The 18,946-nt window shown below is 72.6% G+C and carries 19 protein-coding genes and 1 pseudogene; 4 read left to right on the top strand and 16 right to left on the bottom strand.

Translation table 11 applies throughout. The annotated features are described in order from the left end of the window. Position 1: 1 nt before the first annotated feature. Positions 2-1,441 (top strand): GuaB1 family IMP dehydrogenase-related protein, encoded by a 1,440-nt coding sequence (locus AB0P06_RS04655; protein ID WP_363605050.1) that lies wholly within the window; start codon positions 2-4, stop codon positions 1,439-1,441. On the opposite strand, the gene AB0P06_RS04650 is transcribed toward AB0P06_RS04655, so the two are convergent. After that, positions 1,402-2,274: a DUF5995 family protein gene (locus AB0P06_RS04650; protein WP_363605049.1), complete on the bottom strand. Its 873-nt coding sequence runs from the start codon at positions 2,272-2,274 to the stop codon at positions 1,402-1,404. The genes AB0P06_RS04655 and AB0P06_RS04650 overlap by 40 nt on opposite strands. Positions 2,275-2,491: 217 nt before the next feature. Continuing rightward, positions 2,492-3,601 carry a PP2C family protein-serine/threonine phosphatase gene (locus tag AB0P06_RS04645; RefSeq protein WP_363605048.1) on the bottom strand — a complete coding sequence of 370 codons (1,110 nt, stop codon included), beginning with the start codon at positions 3,599-3,601 and terminating at the stop codon, positions 2,492-2,494. A 166-nt stretch (positions 3,602-3,767) separates the two neighbouring features. Between AB0P06_RS04645 and AB0P06_RS04640 the strand changes: the two genes are divergently transcribed. The 3 genes from AB0P06_RS04640 (at position 3,768) to AB0P06_RS04630 (ending at position 6,695) form a co-directional block, all read left to right on the top strand. Beyond that, entirely contained in the window at positions 3,768-4,742 is a 975-nt protein-coding gene (locus AB0P06_RS04640) for a pseudouridine synthase (protein ID WP_363605047.1), read from the top strand. Between the two features lie 91 nt (positions 4,743-4,833). Beyond that, a complete protein-coding gene (locus AB0P06_RS04635; RefSeq protein ID WP_363605045.1) occupies positions 4,834-5,628 on the top strand; it encodes an SDR family NAD(P)-dependent oxidoreductase in 795 nt (264 codons plus the stop codon). Further along, positions 5,625-6,695, top strand: a complete 1,071-nt coding sequence (locus AB0P06_RS04630; RefSeq protein ID WP_363605043.1) for an S-adenosylmethionine:tRNA ribosyltransferase-isomerase — start codon at positions 5,625-5,627, stop codon at positions 6,693-6,695. Before AB0P06_RS04635 ends, AB0P06_RS04630 begins: the two co-directional genes overlap by 4 nt. Positions 6,696-6,817: 122 nt before the next feature. Here AB0P06_RS04630 and AB0P06_RS04625 read toward each other — a convergent pair whose 3' ends face one another. The 14 genes and pseudogenes from AB0P06_RS04625 to AB0P06_RS04560 all read right to left on the bottom strand — a co-directional run bounded on the left by AB0P06_RS04625 (position 6,818) and on the right by AB0P06_RS04560 (position 18,817). After that, complete coding sequence (locus tag AB0P06_RS04625) at positions 6,818-10,531, bottom strand: SpoIIE family protein phosphatase (protein ID WP_363605042.1); 3,714 nt, start codon at positions 10,529-10,531, stop codon at positions 6,818-6,820. Between the two features lie 143 nt (positions 10,532-10,674). Next, positions 10,675-11,328: pseudogene (locus AB0P06_RS04620) on the bottom strand (thiolase family protein); the annotation flags it as partial. Positions 11,329-11,480: 152 nt separating this feature from the next. Next, positions 11,481-12,044, bottom strand: coding sequence for a hypothetical protein (locus tag AB0P06_RS04615; RefSeq protein WP_363605041.1), 564 nt, complete (start codon positions 12,042-12,044; stop codon positions 11,481-11,483). 126 nt (positions 12,045-12,170) lie between these two features. Beyond that, positions 12,171-13,295 (bottom strand): methyltransferase domain-containing protein, encoded by a 1,125-nt coding sequence (locus AB0P06_RS04610; RefSeq protein ID WP_363605039.1) that lies wholly within the window; start codon positions 13,293-13,295, stop codon positions 12,171-12,173. A 57-nt stretch (positions 13,296-13,352) separates the two neighbouring features. Beyond that, positions 13,353-13,496, bottom strand: coding sequence for a hypothetical protein (locus AB0P06_RS04605; RefSeq protein ID WP_363605038.1), 144 nt, complete (start codon positions 13,494-13,496; stop codon positions 13,353-13,355). A 213-nt stretch (positions 13,497-13,709) separates the two neighbouring features. Next, positions 13,710-13,943 carry a hypothetical protein gene (locus tag AB0P06_RS04600; protein ID WP_363605037.1) on the bottom strand — a complete coding sequence of 78 codons (234 nt, stop codon included), beginning with the start codon at positions 13,941-13,943 and terminating at the stop codon, positions 13,710-13,712. Further along, the gene (locus AB0P06_RS04595) at positions 13,936-14,190 is read right to left on the bottom strand and encodes a hypothetical protein (protein ID WP_363605036.1); all 255 of its coding nucleotides are present in this window, start codon (positions 14,188-14,190) and stop codon (positions 13,936-13,938) included. The genes AB0P06_RS04600 and AB0P06_RS04595 overlap by 8 nt, the downstream gene beginning before the upstream one ends. A gap of 99 nt (positions 14,191-14,289) precedes the next feature. After that, complete coding sequence (locus tag AB0P06_RS04590; protein ID WP_363605035.1) at positions 14,290-15,138, bottom strand: helix-turn-helix transcriptional regulator; 849 nt, start codon at positions 15,136-15,138, stop codon at positions 14,290-14,292. Positions 15,139-15,165: 27 nt separating this feature from the next. Beyond that, positions 15,166-15,690, bottom strand: a complete 525-nt coding sequence (locus AB0P06_RS04585) for a DUF6879 family protein (protein WP_363605034.1) — start codon at positions 15,688-15,690, stop codon at positions 15,166-15,168. Beyond that, the gene (locus tag AB0P06_RS04580) at positions 15,659-15,904 is read right to left on the bottom strand and encodes a hypothetical protein (RefSeq protein WP_363605033.1); all 246 of its coding nucleotides are present in this window, start codon (positions 15,902-15,904) and stop codon (positions 15,659-15,661) included. The genes AB0P06_RS04585 and AB0P06_RS04580 overlap by 32 nt, the downstream gene beginning before the upstream one ends. A gap of 180 nt (positions 15,905-16,084) precedes the next feature. Continuing rightward, positions 16,085-16,363: a hypothetical protein gene (locus AB0P06_RS04575; protein ID WP_363605032.1), complete on the bottom strand. Its 279-nt coding sequence runs from the start codon at positions 16,361-16,363 to the stop codon at positions 16,085-16,087. A gap of 459 nt (positions 16,364-16,822) precedes the next feature. Further along, on the bottom strand, positions 16,823-17,290 hold the full coding sequence (locus tag AB0P06_RS04570) for a hypothetical protein (protein WP_363605031.1): 468 nt from the start codon (positions 17,288-17,290) through the stop codon (positions 16,823-16,825). A gap of 163 nt (positions 17,291-17,453) precedes the next feature. Continuing rightward, positions 17,454-18,344 (bottom strand): hypothetical protein, encoded by an 891-nt coding sequence (locus tag AB0P06_RS04565; protein WP_363605029.1) that lies wholly within the window; start codon positions 18,342-18,344, stop codon positions 17,454-17,456. Positions 18,345-18,442: 98 nt separating this feature from the next. Next, on the bottom strand, positions 18,443-18,817 hold the full coding sequence (locus AB0P06_RS04560) for a helix-turn-helix transcriptional regulator (protein WP_363605028.1): 375 nt from the start codon (positions 18,815-18,817) through the stop codon (positions 18,443-18,445). Positions 18,818-18,946 lie beyond the last annotated feature (129 nt).

Below are 18,946 nucleotides of genomic sequence, written 5' to 3'. Positions count from 1 at the left end.
CATGCGCTTCCTGAACGACCTCATGCCCTCGTACGACCTGACGTACGACGACGTCTTCATGGTCCCCAGCCGTTCCGCCGTGGGCTCCCGGCAGGCGGTCGACCTCTCCTCGAACGACGGCACCGGCACCACCATCCCGCTGGTCGTGGCCAACATGACCGCCATCGCCGGCCGCCGGATGGCCGAGACCGTCGCCCGCCGCGGCGGCCTGGTCGCCATCCCGCAGGACATCCCCACCGAGGTCATCGCCGACGTCATCGGCTGGGTCAAGCAGCGCCACCTGGTGCACGACACCGCCATCACGCTGGACCCGGGCGCCACCGTCGCCGAGGCGCTGTCGCTGCTGCACAAGCGGGCGCACGGCGCGCTGGTCGTGGTCGAGGACGGCCGGCCGGTCGGCGTGGTCACCGACTCCGACTGCCAGGGCGTCGACCGCTTCACCAGCCTCGCCGACGTCATGTCCCGCGACCTGGTGCTGCTGGACGAGGGCATCGACCCGCGCGCCGCCTTCGACCGGCTGAGCGAGACGCACCGCAAGCTCGCCCCGGTGGTGGACGCCGAGGGCCGCCTGGTCGGCATCCTGACCCGCAAGAACGCGCTGCGCGCCACCCTCTACACCCCGGCCGTGGACGCCGCCGGCAGGCTGCGGATCGCGGCCACCGTCGGCATCAACGGCGACGTGGCCGGCAAGGCCCAGGCCCTGATCGACGCCGGGGCGGACGTGCTGGTGGTCGACACCGCGCACGGCCACCAGGAGTCGATGATCAGCGCGCTGCGCGCGGTGCGCGGGCTGGACCCGCGGATCCCGATCGTGGCCGGCAACGTGGTCTCCGCCGCCGGTGTCCGCGACCTGGTCGAGGCGGGCGCCGACATCCTCAAGGTCGGTGTCGGCCCCGGCGCGATGTGCACCACCCGGATGATGACCGGCGTCGGCCGCCCGCAGTTCTCCGCCGTGCTGGAGTGCGCCGCCGAGGCCCGCCGGCTCGGCCGGCACGTCTGGGCCGACGGCGGCGTGCGCCACCCGCGCGATGTCGCGATGGCGCTGGCCGCCGGTGCCTCGAACGTGATGATCGGCTCCTGGTTCGCCGGTACCTACGAGTCGCCGGGCGACCTCCAGACCACCGCGGACGGACGCCAGTACAAGGAGAGCTTCGGCATGGCCTCGGCGCGCGCGGTGAGCAACCGCACGGCCCAGGACTCCGCCTACGACCGCGCCCGCAAGGCGCTGTTCGAGGAGGGCATCTCGCACTCGCGGATGTTCGTCGACCCGGCCCGCCCGGGCGTCGAGGACCTGATCGACTCGATCGTCGCCGGGGTGCGCAGCTCCTGCACCTACGCGGGCGCCTCCAGCCTGGAGGAGTTCCACGAGAAGGCCGTGGTCGGCATCCAGAGCGCCGCCGGCTACGCCGAGGGCAAGCCGCTGCACTCCAGCTGGGCCTGATCGCCCGGGCGCGGTGTTCGGCCGACGCCCGGCCGGTTCCCCGCCCCGGGGAGCCGGCCGGGCGCCGGCGCGGCGGTGGTGCCGTGGAACCCCAGCGGGGTGAGCAGGGCGCGGCCGAGCAGGCCGACCGATTCGTCCAGCGCGGCGGCGAGCGCGGCCGCCGCCAACGGCACCTCGCGCAGCTCCCAGAGCGCGAGCACGCTCGTCCACGCCGCCTCGCGGGCCGCGTCGACCGACCAGGCGCCCACCCGGTGGGTGAGCGGCTCGGCCCGCTCCAGCAGGTCGGGCCCGGGCATCAGCTGCTCGCGGACGGTCGTCTCCACCTCCGCCAGCAGTCCGTTGATCCGGTCGTAGTCCCCGGCCAGTTCGTCCGGCGGGCAGCCCAGCCGGTGGCAGGTGTCCAGGACGGCGAGCGGCAGATCGTGCTGGATGTGGGCGTTAATCCCGGCCAGGGCGAACTGGACCGGGTGCACGTCCGGGTCCGCGCGCAGCTCGAACAGCGGCCGCCAGCAGGCGGGCGGCCGCCCACCGGCCGCGTCGGCGTCCACGGCCAGCAGATAGCGCCCGGCGAACACCGCGTCCAGCTCGGCCATGGCGACCGGGTCGGCGAAGTAGGGCCGGTCGCACGCCGTCAGCCGGTCGCGCACGGTCTCCGTCACCGTGAGGTACATCCGGTTGAACACCGCCACGCCGTCGCCCCCGGGCAGGCCCGCCCCGATCTCCCGCAGCCGGCCGATCACCCCGTCGACCTTCCCGAGGCCGGGTCCGAGCCCGGGCCCGAGCCGGGGACCCGGTCCGGGTTCGACCGCCGCCGTCACCGCACCACCCGGCATACGTCACTCCCCGACGTCGATCGCGCACCGATCGCATCATCGTGTCAGCGGAACGCCGGGCCGCAGTCGGTGCCGCGCGGCCGACGGCCGTCGGAGTGATCAGCCCAACTCGTACTCCAGGACGTACAGGACGTAGGCGTGCCTGCCCTCCCCGTCGGCGGAGAGCCGGAACGTGCCGGTGAACCCGGCAGGTTCGCCCGGCACCTGGCCGCTGCGGTCAGTGCTCCCAGTGCTCCCGGCGCTCCCAGCGCACCGCCAGCAGCGCCGCGTCGTCGGCCAGTCCGGCCTGGCCGACCCAGCGGCCGACATCCGCGAGCAGCTCGTCCAGCACGTCCGCCGGGCTCCCGGCGTGCAGCCCGGCGAACCGCTCGGCCAGCGGGTAGAACCGCCCGGCCGCGTTCCGCGCCTCGGACACGCCGTCGGTGTGGAGCAGCAGCAGATCGCCCGGGCGCGGCTCGAACCGGCCCACGCGGTACCGGCCGCCGACCAGGCCGAGCAGGCCCAGCGGCGGGGCGTGCAGGGGCGGTTCCAGTTCGCCGACCCGCCCGGCCCGGCGGTACAGCGGGTTCGGATGGCCGCAGTTCACGAAGTCGACCGGCCCGCCGTCCGGCGCCGCGTTCAGCAGCAGCGCCGTCACGAAGCGGTCGTTCTCCGGGCGGCCGGTCAGCGCCGCGTCCAGCCGTTCGGCCAGCCGGGCGAGGTCAGGCTCGGTGCGCGCCGCCTCCCGGAACACCCCCAGCACGTCCGCGGCCGTCTCCACCGCCGGGAGCCCGTGCCCCTGCACGTCCCCCAGCAGGATCCGCACACCGTACGGGGTGTTCGCCACCTCGTACAGGTCGCCGCCGATCCTGGCCTCGGCCGCCGCCGCGACGTACCGCACGGCGGTCCGCAGCGGCCCGATCCGCTCCGGCGGCGGGCGCAGCAGGGCCCGCTGCGCCGCCTCGGCCACCGTCCGGACGTGGAGCAGCTCGCGCTCCCGGGCCGCCACCAGGACGACGTTGCCGGCGCTGGCCAGGGTGGCGGCCAGCACGGTGATCAGCGCGGTGACGTGGACGGAGTCGGGCAGACCGCTGTTGGTCAGCTCCAGCAGTGCGACGGCGGCGATGGCGATCGCCCCGGCGATCAGCGGCACCCGCGCCGTCCGCGTGGTGGCCCCGGCCAGTATCGGCGCCACCGCCAGCACGGGGGAGAGGGTCGTCCCGGGCCCGGTGACGAGGTCGGCCACCACGGCCGCGCCCAGCAGCAGGAACGCGCCGCACAGCAGCAGCCTGGTCCGCCGCGGCAGATGCAGCGGCGGCACCGCGTCCGGTAGGCTCTCGGCGCTCACCTGCCAGCTCCTCCCGTCCTGGGCACGGCCGGTCCGACCTCTCACCCTCCACTTTCCTCCGCGCGCGCCGCCACCGGCACCTCGGGCGCCGCCCGATACCGGGCGGCTCCGGTGGCAGGGCTCCGGCGGCAGGGCTCCGAAGGGGTCCGGTTAGGCTGGCCGGGAGATGAGACGGAAGAGCAAGCCGCCCGCCCCCCTCCCGCAGCGCAACGGGGTGGACCCGGTACACCTGCGGCTGCCGGCCGAGGGCGCGTGGCCGACGGTGCGGGCGCACCTGGTCGACCGGTTGCCCACCGTGGACCCGGCGCGGATCGACGCCCTGCTGGCCGCCCGCGAGATCGTCGGCGAGTCCGGGCCGATCGGCCCGGACGAGCCGTTCCGGCCCGGTGCCCACCTCTGGCTCTACCGGGATCCGCCGGACGAGACCCCCGTCCCGTTCCGGCTGGACGTGCTCCACCACGACGAGCACCTGGTGGTGGTCGACAAGCCGCACTTCCTGGCCACCACACCGCGCGGCCGGCACGTCGTCGAGACGGCGCTCTCCCGGCTGCGGCACTCGCTCGCCCTGCCCGCGCTCAGCCCGGCGCACCGGCTGGACCGGCTGACCGCGGGCCTGGCCATGTTCGTGGTGCGGCCCGAGGACCGCGGCGCCTATCAGACGCTGTTCCGGGACCGGCTGGTCCGCAAGGAGTACCAGGCCGTCGCGCCGTACGACCCCGCGCTCGTGCTGCCGCGGACGGTGCGCAGCCACATTGTCAAGGAGCGCGGGGTGATCGCGGCCCGGGAGACCGACGCCCCGCCGAACAGTGAGAGCCGGATCGACCTGGTCGAGCGGCGCGACGGCCTCGCCCGCTACCGGCTGCGGCCGCTCAGCGGGCGCACCCACCAGCTGCGGCTGCACATGAGCAGCCTGGGCGTGCCGATCCTCGGGGACCCGGTGTACCCGGTGGTACTGCCGGAGACGGCTCCGGACGACTTCCGCCGCCCGCTGCAACTCCTGGCATCGGTGGTCGAGTTCACCGACCCGCTGACCGGGCGGCCGCGGCGCTTCGAGAGCCGCCGCACGCTGACCGCCTGGTCGGACCCGGAGGCGTGGGCCGCCGGGCCCGAGCCCGCTGGACGGTCCGGGACCGCCGGATGATCTAGGACCGCTGGTCTAGGGCCAAGGGACGACTCCGCTCCGGGCCCGGCGGCCGATCCGTCTCGGACCGGGCCGGGGCGATCGTGGGGGCATGAACGCACCGCAGCACACCGCCTCCACCGTCCGGCCCGGCCCCGTCGCCCTGGTCACCGGCGCCTCGCGCGGTCTCGGCCTCGCCCTCGCCAGGGGGCTGGCCGCCGCCGGCTGGCAGTTGGTGATCACGGCCCGCGACAGCGCCGAGCTCTCCGCCGCGGAAGCCGAACTGGCCGCCGTCACCACGGTCTCCGCCCCGGCCGGTTCGGTGGTCGACGACGATCACCGCGAACGCCTCGCCGAGGCCGCCGCCGCCCTCGGGGGCGCCGACCTGCTGGTCAACAACGCCTCCACGCTGACCGGTTACGACCTCGCAGGTGCGCCGCTGCCGCACCTGGCGGACTTCCCGCTGCCCGGTCTGCTGGAGACCTTCGAGGTCAATGTCCTGGCACCGATCGCCCTCACCCAGCTCCTCCTGCCCCAGCTGCGCGGCCGGGCCGGCGCGGTGCTCAACATCAGCTCGGACGCTGCCGTCGAGGCCTACGAGGGCTGGGGCGGCTACGGTGCGAGCAAGGCCGCGCTCGACCACGCCTCCGCCGTACTCGCCCAGGAGGAACCGCGGTTGAGGGTTTGGGCGGTCGACCCGGGTGACCTGCGGACCAGGATGCACCAGGAGGCGTTCCCCGGGGAGGACATCTCCGACCGGCCGCTGCCGGAGACCGTGGTCCCGGCCCTGCTGGCCCTGCTCCGTGACCGCCCCGCCTCCGGCCGCTACCGCGCCGCCGACCTGACGGCCGCCGCCCCGGCCCTCGCGCCCGATGCGGCCCTCGCCACCGTCCGGGGCGGGCGATGAGCGGGACGCTCCTGGACCCCGGCATCGACGTCACCGTCCCGCCCGAACTCTCCGCCCGCGCACCGGCGGAGGCCCGGGGAACGGCCCGGGACGGCGTCCGGATGCTGGTCGGCCGCCGACGCGGCACGGCCGTCGAGCACCACGCCTTCACCGAGCTGCCCGAGGTGCTGCGCCCGGGCGACCTCCTGGTGGTCAACAACTCGGCCACCCTGCCCGCCGCGCTGCCCGGCCGGCTGCCCGACGGTACCCCCGTCGCGCTGCACCTCTCCTCCGCCCAGCCCGACCAACGCGGTTCCTTCCTGGTCGAGTTGCGTCGCGTCACCCCCGGTGAGGCCGCCGCCCACTACCCGCCGGCCGAGTCCCCGGCCCGACCGGGCCTGCGGGTGGCGCTGCCGGACGGCGCGTCGGCCGTACTCGTCGAACCGTTCACCGCCCGGCTCTGGTACGCCCGACTCTCCCTTCCGGTACCGCTGTTGCGCTACCTGGCGGGCCACGGCAAGGCCATCCGGTACGGCTACGTGGACCGGGACTGGCCGATCGAGGCGTACCAGACGGTCTTCGCCACCGTCCCCGGCAGCAGCGAGATGCCCAGCGCCGCACGGCCGTTCAGTGCCGGGACGGTGGCCCGGCTGGCCGGGTGCGGGGTGCTGGTGGCGCCGGTCACCCTGCACACCGGTGTGGCCTCCCCGGAGGCGCACGAGGCGCCGTACGCCGAGCGGTTCCAGGTGCCGGCGGCCACCGCCCGGCTGGTCGGGCACGTCCGGGCCGGTGGCGGGCGGGTGATCGCGGTCGGCACCACCGCCGTCCGCGCCCTGGAGTCGGCGGTCGGCCCGGAGGGGACGGTCCAGCAGGCCGACGGCTGGACCGAGTTGGTGATCACCCCCGAACGCGGGGTGCGGGCGGTGGACGGCCTGCTCACCGGCTGGCACGAGCCGCGCGCCTCCCACCTGCTGATGCTCGCGGCCGTCGCCGGGCGTCCGCTGCTGGCGCGCTGCTACGCGGAGGCCGTCCGGCACCGCTACCTCTGGCACGAGTTCGGCGACGTCAACCTGCTGCTGCCGGACTGAACCGCCCGCCCGGCCGGCCCCGCGAACAGGCCGCAGGCCGGGTGTCCGGGCAGGCCCGCCGGTCCCCGTCGGTGGATCCGTTCGCCGCCTCCTGCCGGTCCCGGTCCCGGTCCCGGCTACGGCTACAGCACGGAGGAGCCCGGCGGCAGCTCCAGCTCGAACCAGACCACCTTGCCTTCCTTGGTCCGGCGGCTGCCCCAGCGGTGCGCGAGTTCGTTGACCAGTTGCATGCCGCGGCCGCCCTCGTCCTCCTCGTGGGCACGCCGGATCCGGGGCGTCTCGCTGTCCTGGTCGGCGACCTCCACCGTGAGCACCCGGTTGCAGAACAGCCGTAGCTGGGTGGGGGATCCGGCGTGCACCAGGGCGTTGGTGATCAACTCGCTGGCGAGCAGCTCGGCCCAGTCGGCGAGCGGGTCCAGCCCCCAGCCGGCCAGCGTGTCGCGGGTGAACCGGCGCGAGTGCGAGACCATGGCGCGGTCTCCGGTCAGCGGCAGGGTGGCGATCCGGTCGGTGCCGATCGGCCGGGCCTGCGCCATGATGACGGCGATGTCGTCCTCGCTGGTGCGGTCGGTGAGCGCGGCCAGCACCGCGTCGCAGGTCTGCTCCAGCGAGCCGCGCCGGTCGGCGATCGTCCGGCAGAGCAGCCGCAGGCCCTCGTCCAGGTCGTGCCCCCGGCGCTCGACCAGGCCGTCGGTGTACAGCGCCAGGATGCCCTCCTCGGGGAGGGTGAACTCGACGCTCTCGAAGGGCACTCCGCCCACACCCAGCGGTGCCCCCGGCGGCAGTTCGAGCAGCCGGGCCAGCCCGTCGGGGCCGGCCACCACCGGGGGCAGATGGCCGGCGCAGGCGGCGGTGCAACGGCGGTCCACCGGGTCGTAGACCACGCAGACGCAGGTGGCGAACTGGCCCTCGCCGAGCGCGGACGTGGCCTCGTCCAGCCGGTGCAGCACCCTGGTCGGGTCCAGGTCGAGCGTGATCAGCGTGCGTGCCACCGTGCGGAGCTGGCCCATGGTGGCGGCGGCCCGGATGCCGTGGCCCATCACGTCGCCGACCACCAGGGCGACCCGGCCCGAGGAGAGCGGGACGACGTCGAACCAGTCGCCGCCGACCTCGCTGACCACGCTGCTCGGCAGGTAGCGGTAGGCGATCTCCAGGCCCAGCGCGCGGTGCACCTCCTGCGGGAGCAGGCTGCGCTGGAGCGTCAGTGCGGTGTCCCGCTCCCGGCGGTAGAGCCTGCCGTTGTCCATGGCGAGCGCCGTCCGAGAGGCGAACTCCTCGGCCAGCGCCCGGTCCGCCGGTCCGAACGGCTGCGGGTTGCGGGTCCGGATGAACTCCACGCCGCCCAGCACCAGGCCGCGTGCCAGCAGCGGCACCATCAGATAGGAGTGCACCCCGGAATCCAGACCCGGCTGCACCCGGTCCGGCGAGGACGCGATCCGGCGCAGCGCCGCCTCGTCGACCTCCGGGACCAGGATCGAGCGGCCGGTGCGCAGGCTCTCCGCGTACATCTGGGCGGACTGCGAGGTCGCCCCCACCTGGTCGGACGCCTCGGCCATCGTGCCGTCGGAGTCCGTTTCGCCGACCGCCACCGCCCGCATCAGCACCGAGCCCTTCTCCGGTACCGGGCCCGGCTCGTCGCCGCTGAGCACCGCGTCCCGCAGGTCGACGGTGACGAAGTCGGCGAAGCGCGGGATCACCACCTCCACCAACTCCTCGGCGGTGCGGTGCAGATCGAGGGTGGTGCCGATCCGGTTGCTCGCCTCGTTGAGCAGCGACAGCCGCTGCTGCGCGGTCCACACCTCGTCCAGGGCGCGCTGGCGGGCCGCGGCCGCGTCGCGCTCCCGGGTGAAGAGCAGCGCGTTGTCGATCGAGAGCGCCGCCCGGACCGCCAGCTCCCCGGCCAGCGCCAGGTCTTCGTCGTCGTACGGCCGCTCCACCACCGTCCGGTAGAAGCCCGCCACGCCCACCGCCGCGCCGCGGGCGATCAGCGGCAGCACCATGAAGCAGAGGAGGTTCTGCTCCCGTACCGCCGCCGTACGCACCGGGTCGTCGGCGAACCAGGCCATCCCGGCCGCGTCCATCGTCGGCACCAGCACCGGCTTGCGGTGCCGCAGGCTCCACGCGTACGGCGAGCCCGGCCGGAACCGCTGCACCCCGCCCACCCGGTCGATCGGTCTCATCGTCGAACCGGGCACCGAGTAGAAGGCCATCCGGCGCAGCACGGCGGAGCCGTCCGCCGGGGCCCGGGCCTCGCGCTCGCCGCGGATCAGGTCGTCCAGTATCTCGACCACCACCGTGTCGGCCAGCCGGGGCGTCGCGACCTCCGCCAGCTCCAGTGCGGTCTGGGCGAGATCGAGCGTGGTGCCGATCCGGGTCGAGGCGACGTTGACCAGTGCCAGCCGCTCCTGCGCGGCCCTCGCCTCGCGCAGCGCCCGCTGGCGGGCCAGGACGGTCTGGTGCTCGCGCAGGTACAGCCGGGCGTTGTCGATCGCGACGCCGGCGCGCGAGGCCAGCTCGTCGCCGACGGTGATGTCCGCCGCCGCGAACGACTCCCGCTCGCCGCGCCGTGAGTACACCACCATGCCGAGCGTGGTGCCGCGCGCCACCAGCGGGGTGATCCGCACCGAGCGCGGGCGGTCGCCGAGGTACGCCTGGTGGCCGTTCTCGGTGATGCCCTCGCTCAGCAGCGGCAGTTCCCAGGACGGCACCACCACCGTCCGCCCGGTCGCCAGCGCCCGCGTGTACGGGGAGTCCGGTGCCAGCTCGTACACCGCGTCCACCGGCAGGGTCTCGGCCGGGTACGCCGGGTCGGCGGTGGCGAGCGCGAGCCTGCGCACCAGCTGCGGGGCGGCCGGGTCGAGCGGCGCCACGCCGCGCCCGGCGACCAGCGCCTCCAGCGCGAACACGCCGCTGATGTCGGCGATCTTGGGCACCATCGCATCGGCCAGTTCGCGGGCGGTCTGCCGCAGGTCGAGGGTGGTTCCGATGGACGCGCCCGCGTCGACCAGCAGGGCCAGCCGCTCCTGTGCGCGGGCCGCCCGGGCGTCCGCGCGGAAGTGCTCGGTGATGTCGATGACGGTCGAACTGACCCCGAGGACCCGCCCGCCGGGATCCTCCAGCCGGAAGTACGAGGCCGACCAGGCGTGGTCGTGCGCCGGGTCGCCCGGGGTGCGGCCGTGCGAGTGGGTGTCCACGACCGGCTCGCCGCTCTCCAGCACCCTCCGCATCACCGCCTCGCTCTCGGCGCCGTTGATCCCGGGCAGCAACTCGGTCAGCCGGTGGCCCAGATGGGCCTCGACGGGCAGACCGTTGACCCGGGCCAGCGCGTCGTTCAGTCGGACGAAGGCGAGCCCGGTGTCGAACACGCTCATGCCGATGGGGGACTGCGTGAAGAAGCCGTCGAGGATGGCGAGATCCGCCTGGATCCGGCGCAGCGTCGTGACGTCCGCGGCGACGGCGAGGACCAGCGGGGTGCCGCCGGGCCCGGCGATCGGGTGGGTGCGGAACTCCAGCGAGACCTGGTGGCCGTCGCGGTGCCGGACGGGGAAGACCCCCGACCAGCCGCGGCCGTCCAGAATCCCCTGGAAGAGGGCCAGCACCTCGGGCCGGTTCTCCTTCGAGGTCAGCAGCTGCGCGGCCTTGGCGCCGACCGCCTCCTCGGCGGTGTAGCCGAGCAGCGCCTCGGCGTCACTGCTCCAGTGCAGGATCCGGCCGTCGGCCTCGACCAGCGCGGTCGCGATCGGCACCATCAGCAGGGCGTCCTGATCCGGCGCCCCGACCGGCTGCCCCCGGCGCGGTCGTCCGGGGCCGCCGGCATCACGCTGCTCGTTCACCATGGCCAGAGAACCGCCCGGAGATCGTTTCCACCAGCCCTGCCATCTTCCCACGCGGGCCCGGCCGACCGCGCGGGCGAGGGGCGGGGGAGTCCGCCGGCCGCTCTTCGCGAGGCCCGGGCCTTCCGCGCGTTCCGGGGCGCCGCTCAGTCCAGCGCCTCCAGGACGGTGGCGTTGGCCAGGCCGCCCGCCTCGCACATGGTCTGCGGCGCGTAGCGGGCGCCCCGCGCGCGCATCGCGTGCACCAGCGTCGTCATCAGCCGGGTGCCGCTGGCGCCGAGCGGGTGGCCGAGCGCGATCGCCCCGCCGTGGACGTTCACCTTCGCCGGGTCCGCGCCGGTCTCCCGCAGCCAGGCCAGCACCACACTCGCGAACGCCTCGTTCACCTCGAACGGGTCGATGTCCGACAGCGAGAGCCCGGCCCGGCGCAGCACCTTCCCGGTCGCGGGCAGTACGCCGGTGAGCATCGGCAGCGGGTCCGAACCGGTCACCGCGAAGGAGTGCGGCCGGGCCGGCGGGCGCAGCCCCAGCCGCGCGGCCGTCTCGCCGCTGGTGATCAGCACGGCCGAGGCGCCGTCGTTGATCGGACTGCTGTTGCCCGCCGTCACCGACCAGCCGATCTGCGGGAACCGCTCGGCGAAGGCCGGGTCCTCGAACGCGGGCCGCAGCCCGGCCAGTACCTCGGTCGTGGTGCCGGGGCGCACCGACTCGTCCGCCGTCACGATGCCGCCGGGCGTCACCACCGGGGCCGGCTCCGCCTCGAACAGCCCGGCCGCCCGGGCGTGGGCCGCCTTGGCATGGAGGAACGGACCGAGCTTGCACCTTGTTCCCGACCTGCGATAACAAGCCCAAGGTGCATTGTGATGCGACCGTGTGTCCGCCCAGTTGACGTGAGCCCGTTCGGTCCCGCCTGCACATTCCAGCGGGCATGCAAGCGGGACCGATCGCGACGTTAGGCCGCCGGAAGGGCGAGCATCGGTCGGGCGTCACTCATGCTGGTCGGGGCGGGCGGAGTCGGCGGCGGGGGCGGTTGGGGGGAGTGCCACGCCTTGGCGGCCACGATCACGCCGCCGTCCTCGGGGCCGACCCACAGCGAGAGGTCAGCGGCGTATCCGAACCCCGCCATCGCGGCCAGCGTCCGGCCGCTCACGGTAGCGTCGTAGGTTGCTTCCTCAGGACGCTCCGGCCGATGGTGGATGAACCCGCCGAGTCCGGTGCACAGTCGGGCGTACAGCAGGGTGTCCAAGACCAGTGCGTGCCAGCCTTCGTCTACGGCCGGGGACGGCGCGATGCCGACGCGTGGGCACTTGGCCACGGTCGAGAGGAACGCCAGGGCCTCGGCCACAATGCGGCGACTCAGGTGGTGTTCCATGCCCGGGTTGCTGTCTCGCACGGTAGCGGCCACGCCCTCGAACTCCTCGGGCGTCAGCAGGTCCAGGGCCCGCACGGGCACGGCCGACGGCTCCGGGGGCATCGGGCCGGGTCCGGGCGGCTGATTGGGGCCGGGAGTGGTCATACTGGTGTCCTCCTCACACTGAGGCGATCGGTCACTGGTTAGTGGCCGGGTCGTTCGGTGGTGCGGGACCGCTCCGGTCGCTGCTCTCTGCCAAGATTTCGGCGACCGGAGCGGGTAGACGGTCAGTCAGTTCTGCTGCGGCACCGGATTCTCCGGGGAGTCGAGCCAGGCGGTCTGCCCGTGCGGGGTGGCAGTCAGACCGAAACGCTCATAGCCGGGGCGGCCTCGGTCATCCCACCAGCGGTAGGCGGCCTCCACCTCGTCCCAGAGCTTGCGTGGCCCGGACTGGTACACCTCGTACTCCGTGCGGTCTCGCACGTAGTCGGCGGACGCCCACGACTGCTTGTCTCGGCTGTACAGCCACAGCGTGTACGCGCCGTTGTCATAGCGCTCCGCTCGCCAGAACGCCCCGGGCACACCGAGCCCGATGACGAACTGCTGGAACCACTCGCCGGTGTCCCACGGAGACAGAGCAGTGACGCTCTTCTCTGCGTCAGCCGGCCAGGGCACCCCGCGCAGGTAATCGTCGAACGGTGGGCGCTCGGTTCGCTGCTGACGGATTCTCATAAAGCCCGATCCGCCGGTGAAGTGACCGACGGCCCGGCTCCGGTCCTCGTCCACGGCGAGTCGGACAATCTGTTCCCCGCCGTACTCGGTGCCGAGCGGGGCGACGATCACCGCACCCGGGGCGGCCTGCTCCAGCCACATCGGAGGGATCTCCAGCACTGAGCAGGTAGCGACGATCCGGGAGTAGCGTCCGCCCTCGGCCCACCCCTCCCGGCCGTCTCCCTCGATCACTGTCGGTGCGAGCCCCGCCCGGTGAAGGTTCTCCCGGGCTCCCTTCGCCACCTCGGGGTCGTACTCCACCGTGACCACGTTGGAGTCCCCGACGCGATGCGAGAGGAGTCCGGCGTTCCAACCCGTGCCGGTCCCGATCTCCAGCACTCGGTCATCCGGACGCACGTCCAGGTCTCGGAGCATGGAAACCACCATGGTCGGCATCGAGTTGGACGACGTCGGGGTGGTGCCGAGCCCGTCCCCCTCGTGCTCGCCGTCGTCCCACTGCGTGGTCAGTGGGATGTCCGAGTAGACCGCCCGTTCCCACGCCTCGGGGTCCGTCGCGCGGTCCACGAGAGGGTTCTGCCGTGTGCCGTCCGCGATGCCCGGCCAGATGCGGTCTGGGACGAACAACTCGCGGGGTACGGCCGTGAAGGAGGGGAGCCAGTCTGATGAAAGCGCGCCGCTGGCCACCAGCGCGGAGGCGAGCCCCTGAGGGCCCGCCTCCCTGTGCGTCTCGCCGGTCACTGGCTACTTACCGCCCGCCGGGTTCTGGCCGTCCGAGGTGTTGCCGCCCTCGTCCGAGCCCCCGCCGCCGTGCCCGGAGCCCTTGTTGCTGTCGTCCTGCTGCTTGCCGCCGTCACCGGAACCGGTGCCGCCACCACGCTTACCCATGCCACTACCTCCATGCTCGTCGTGTCCGGCGGGCGGATACCCGCCGGGTGGTGCTGCCCGTTCCGGCCGTTCTTCCCCAGGTCGGCCGGGACGGGGGACTGTGGGGCCCTGCCCGTCCCATCGGGGGGATTCGGGATGGGCTGGGCCCGGGGTCCGCTCGCGGCCGCCGAACGCCCCTTTCCTGGGCCCGCTGCGGTGGTCAAGGTCGGCGCGTCAGCGCCAGGGGTGGTTCTCCTCACGCACCCGGGCCAGCAGGCGCGCCCGTCGGGCCCGGTCCTCCGGCGACAGGGGCACCTCGCCGAACTCCTCCGGTGTGAGCACCGGCCTGGGCTCGGACGAGCGCACACGGGGCCACGGATGGGCGTGCAGCCACTCGAACGGGTTCACTGGTCCCAAACCCTCGACGGTGCCGTCCAGGGCCTCTTGCGGAGTCTCCTGGTCACTCACCGGCCACTCCCGACGCCACGCACTCCCCGCCCTCGATGTGACGGCGGGCCCGGCAGTCCGAGCAGGGGCAGGTGGCGCGTACGGCGTCGATCTGGAGCCGCGCGCCCACCGTCGGGGCCTGCCCGGCGGCATTGGCCGCCCGGTAGTCGTCCAGCGGGTTCCAGCCCGCCGGGAGCCTCGTCAACTCGAACTTGCTGGGGCCGGTCACGACCTCGCGGTACTCACGCTTGGGAGTGCGTTTCGCCATCGGTCTGTCCTCCTTCGCCGTGGCGGTGGGGGGTGCGTGACAGACCGTAGGGAGTCGACTACAGGCAGTGCCAGGAACTTGCGCCTAATTGCGCCGGTATCAGCGCAGGGCGTCTATGGCGCTGGTCAGCAGTGCACGCGCTTCGCCGCCGTAGACCGCCATCTGCGACAGGGCCAGGAACGCGGCTGCGTAGTCTCTGACCTCCCTTGGCTCCGTGTGCCGGAGATAGCCCACCGTCAGTTCGACGGAGACCACGGCATCATCGAACATGTAGAAGTCTTCGGCTGGAGACCGCGCGCGGTCCGGTCGCGTCGGAATGATTCCAAGGCTGATGCTCGGAGAGGTGCTGATGGCTATCAGATGCCCAAGCTGGCCAGCCAGCGTATCCCCGTCGCACACTGCCCCGCGCAGGACTGATTCCTCCAGCACCAAGGCAAACCGACGAGGGCCGGAGAACAGCATCCGCTGGCGCTCCATTCGAGCCTCAACAGCGGCCTCTACGTCGTCAATGGCGACTCGTGAACGCTGGATTGCGCGCAGGACGGCCGCTGTGTACTCGCGGGTCTGCACCATGCCGGGGACAACCTTGCTGGCGTACACCCGGAAATGCCGCGTGCGCTCGTACAGGTCAAACACCGACTCCTGGGCGGCTCGCAACCCAGTACGTTCCATACGCCGCCACTCGGTGTACAGCGAGTCCACGGCCCGCGCGGCTGCGATCAGGTCCGGGATCTGGCCCTCCGCGCCGCAAGCGCGGCACCATGCCCGGATATCGTCCTCGGACGGCGCGGACTTGCCGCTCTGGATTCGGGAGGTTTTGGCGGGATGCCAGCCACACCGGGCAGACAGTTCCTCGCCTTTGAGTCCAGCGTCCTTGCGTAGCTCGATGAGGCGGTTTGCCAGAGCCTTTCGAGCAGCGACAACGCTGGACGATGGCGACGACGACATGTGCTGACTGCCCGATGGTTGCTGGTATCAGAGAATCTTGTACTCGTCGTGCGGCGTTGCGCGCTCCCACGCGGCCTCGAAGGCGTCGGAGCAGAGTTGAACGGCGGCCAGGTCCTCGGTGGCCTCGTTCTCCAACCAGTCACCGTTACCGGCGAAGTGACCCCACACGACGAGCCGGCCGTCGATTAGCCAGAAGTCGTTACCCGGCAGGGCGAGCGTGGACGCCTGCCGACGTGGAAGCCATCGGACCTGTTCACCCGCCGCGACGTTGGGGAACGTCACGTCGTACTCGTACCGGATGTACTCGCTCACCGGCTCGGACACGATCCGGGCCCGACGAACCTCCACGCCGCGCGAGACCGCCTCGGCCACCACGTCGAGCCACGGACGCCACCAGGCCGACCGGTCGGCCGGATCGTGCCGAATGCCTCGTTGCCATGCGTGAAGGGCCGGATCATCGAGCATGTAGCCGTCACGCATCTCCAGGTGAACGGCGGAGCGCTGAGCTGCTTTCAGCAACTCATCCGGCCTGGTCACCACCGTCCGAGACATCGCACGCCTTCCTGATCGCTTCGACCACATGTGCAGGCATTCGGACCACGGTCTCGTAGTCCGGCACGGTGCCCGCAGCCCGAACTTCTTCCTCGGCCTCAGCGTCGAGACGATAGCCCTGAAACAGCAGGTCCATGGTCTCCTCGTCAAGGAAGATGGTCGGGGAGTTCCCATCCGGGGACTTGTCGTCCTTCCAGATCAACCGTAGTGCCATGGCGCTCTCCCATGTCCAGTCAGTTGCGGCTACTTGCAAGACAGTCACTCCCATGGACAGGGAAGCCGTCAAGAGGGCGTGCCGAAACGACGGCAACTGAGTGCAGGACGTTAGGCCCAGAACGCACGAAAGGCCCCGGCTGCCCAGTTCGTTGGGCGGCCGGGGCCGGTGTGCTGGGGGTCAGATGCGGTTGCCCCAGCGGTGGGTGGCGAGGGCGCGGGCGGCGTTGGAGCGGCCGGCCGAGGGCTCGTCGGCGGGGAGGCGGACGCGGGCGATCAGGCGGCCCGCTTCGGCGCGCAGCTGGCGGGCTTCGGCGATCAGGGGGTGGGCGACCATGACCCCATGGCGGGTGCCTCCGGCGATCAGGCGCCCGTCCGCGCGGACCTGATCATCGCAGTGCGCGGCGTCGCGCAGGTGGTGCTCGGCGAGGCGGAGCGCGGCGTGTTCCTGGGGGTCCAACTCGATTTCCAGGGTGGCGAATCCGGCGCGTAGGTCGGTGATGATCTCGTTCAGCTGGGACCTCTTTCACTACTCTCGGCTCATGGGCGTGACGCTGTGTGCATGAGGGTTGGTTGACGCCCATGCGCATCGGTACTGGGCTGCTATGACGCCCCGGACAGGGAAGAGGCGCAGCGGGGAGTCGCCCCCCGGGGTACAGTGATCCACTTCACGCGCTGACGTGCGCCGACGCCTCGTGTTTGATGGCAACTTGCGCGCTTCGAGTTGGCGAACGGCAACGCCAACTCGGCTTCACAGCAAGCTTGTTCGTAGGCGTGTGCTCGGCTCTGTGATCGGCCGCGCTGCTTCACTCATGGGCGCGGATCGGGAGGGACAGGCCCGCCCCTCCCAATCTGCGTGTCGCGCCGGGACGACTCTCCTTTGCAGGTACAGCCTGTACCCGCTATTCCTCTGTCCGGGTCACCACGCCCGGCGGATCAGCCGCTCAGCCAAGGCCCGGTGGTCGGGCTTGGCGGGGGTGGTCGGGTCGAGTCCCCCCGTGCCGAATAGTGGGCGCGGGGTGGTGGCCTCGGCCAGGTTGCGGCACAGCGCGTCCAGGTCCACGAACGGGCCAGCGGCGCGGGCAGCGTCGGCGGCGAACGGCGGCAGCGAGTACGCGGTGATGACCTGCTCGACCTCGGTGCGGCGGGTGTCCTCGGCGGCTTGGTGGGGTAGCTCGTCCGCCTCGACGGACGCGCCGCTGTGCTCCTCGCGGACGTGGGCCAACTCGGCCTCCAGGTCGGCGATTCGGGCATCTCGCGGGTCGGGCTCGGGCTCCGGCCGGCTGCCGGGCTCGGCCTCGGGTGCGGGGGTCGGCACGGCGTCGCGCTGGGCGGGGGTGTCGGGGTGGGCGACACCCCCGGGGATGGCCTCGGCGGGCGTGGGCATGGGCTCTCTGGTTTTCGTGGCGGGGCGGGCGACTGGTCCGTTTGGACCAGTAGGCAGCTCTGGGGAGGCGGGACGGAACCTCGTGCCAAAGGGCACGGGGGTCATTGCTTTGTCGGGCGGGAACCTTGGCCATTTCTCGCCAAGGTGTGCGCTCCACCCGGGGTCACGCCTTGGCGGGCGGGGTGACCGTGAAGGCGATGGCGCGGGCCGGGTCGATGGTGGCCACGCCGCACAGGGTGTCCACGATGGAGACCTCGGACTTCACGGACGGGTCGAAGTCCATGGTCACGCGTAGCGCGTACTGGTTGTCGGCGGCGGAGACGGAGCGGGCTCCGCCCTGCACCTCGCTGGGGGCACGCACCGCGAGGGCATACGCGGTCTTGTGGAAGGCCACCGCGCCGTCCAGGTACGGGGACACGACCACGCGGAAGCCGAACAGCTCGCCCATGGTGGCGTTGCGCAGCGCCTGGGAGTCTCCGGCCTCGTTGACCTTCTGGAGCTGCTCGACGTCCAGCAGGATGTTCTGCACGTCCGGGCCGATGGCAAGGAATCGAGCGGCGGCGGGGATCTCGCGGCGGGTGAAGTCGGCGGCAGCGGCGGTGAGCATCTTCACGACGTGGCCGGCCTCGCCGTGCTTGGCGTCGGCCTTGATCGCGCGGGCTCCAGTGGCCTTGCTGGCGGCGTTGAGCAGGGCGGCGGCGGACTTCTCGACGTAGGCCGACACGGCGTCCATCTGGGGCTTGAGGACCTGCTCGCCGAAACTCTCGATGTTGAGCGTCATGTCCTTGGTGGTGAAGGCGGCGGCGACGGTCGGCTCGTCGGTCAGCTTCACCTGGACGTGGCCCTCCTCCACCTTGGTGTAGACGGTGGTGCCGTTGAAGTTCTGGGCGACGCGGCGCTTGGGGGTGCGCACCCGCACCACATCGCCCCGGCCGCCGGTGAACGCGGCCTCGGCGTCGCGCATCACGCACTCGCCGAGGACGGAGTTCGAGCGCATCAAGGCCAGGCTCACGGCCACGACATCGGTGATCTCGAAGGTGTTGCTGCTGGGCATCGGGAGGCGCCTTTCCTAGAGGTCCCACCATGGCGGCGGGAACGAAGAAGCCCCGGCCGTCTATGGCGCGGGGATGGGCAGTTGGGGTGTGCTGGCGGTCAGCCGGCCGAAGCCGCGGGAAGCCCGTTGAACAGGTCGGCGGCGGTCGGCGGCCGGTGGCCCTCAGGGGTGCGGAACAGGCGGGCGTCACCGCTCATGAAGTGTGTGCCGGTCGTGCGGCGCAGGGTGAGCAGGGCGGACAGGAACGTGAACTCGGCGTCCGGGTTGGCCTCCCATGCTTCGTGGTTGACCACGTCTCGGTAGGTCAGTCCGAGCGCGTTGCACCACGTGAGGTAGTGCGTGGGGGTCGGGGTCTTGTCCTCGGCCTCCCAGGCGTAGACGGTGGCGAGGTGGACGCCGACGCGGTCGGCGACCTCGGTGACGGTCAGGTCCAGGGCCTTGCGGCGGGCGTTGAGGGTGATCGGGTGGATCATGGGGAGGGGGTTCCTTTGCGGTCGGGTGGCAGGGTTCATGATCACCAGGGGGCTCGGGGTGAAACGGCACGCTGGCGGCCCCACCCGCCCCGAATCTGGTGATCATGGTCGGGGGTCCGGGCGGGGTTC

The sequence above is a fragment of the Kitasatospora sp. NPDC088351 genome (assembly GCF_040685575.1).
In the GTDB taxonomy this organism is placed as follows: domain Bacteria; phylum Actinomycetota; class Actinomycetes; order Streptomycetales; family Streptomycetaceae; genus Kitasatospora.
Note: the sequence above shows the minus strand (reverse complement) of the source record. Positions and strands in the feature narration are given on the sequence as shown.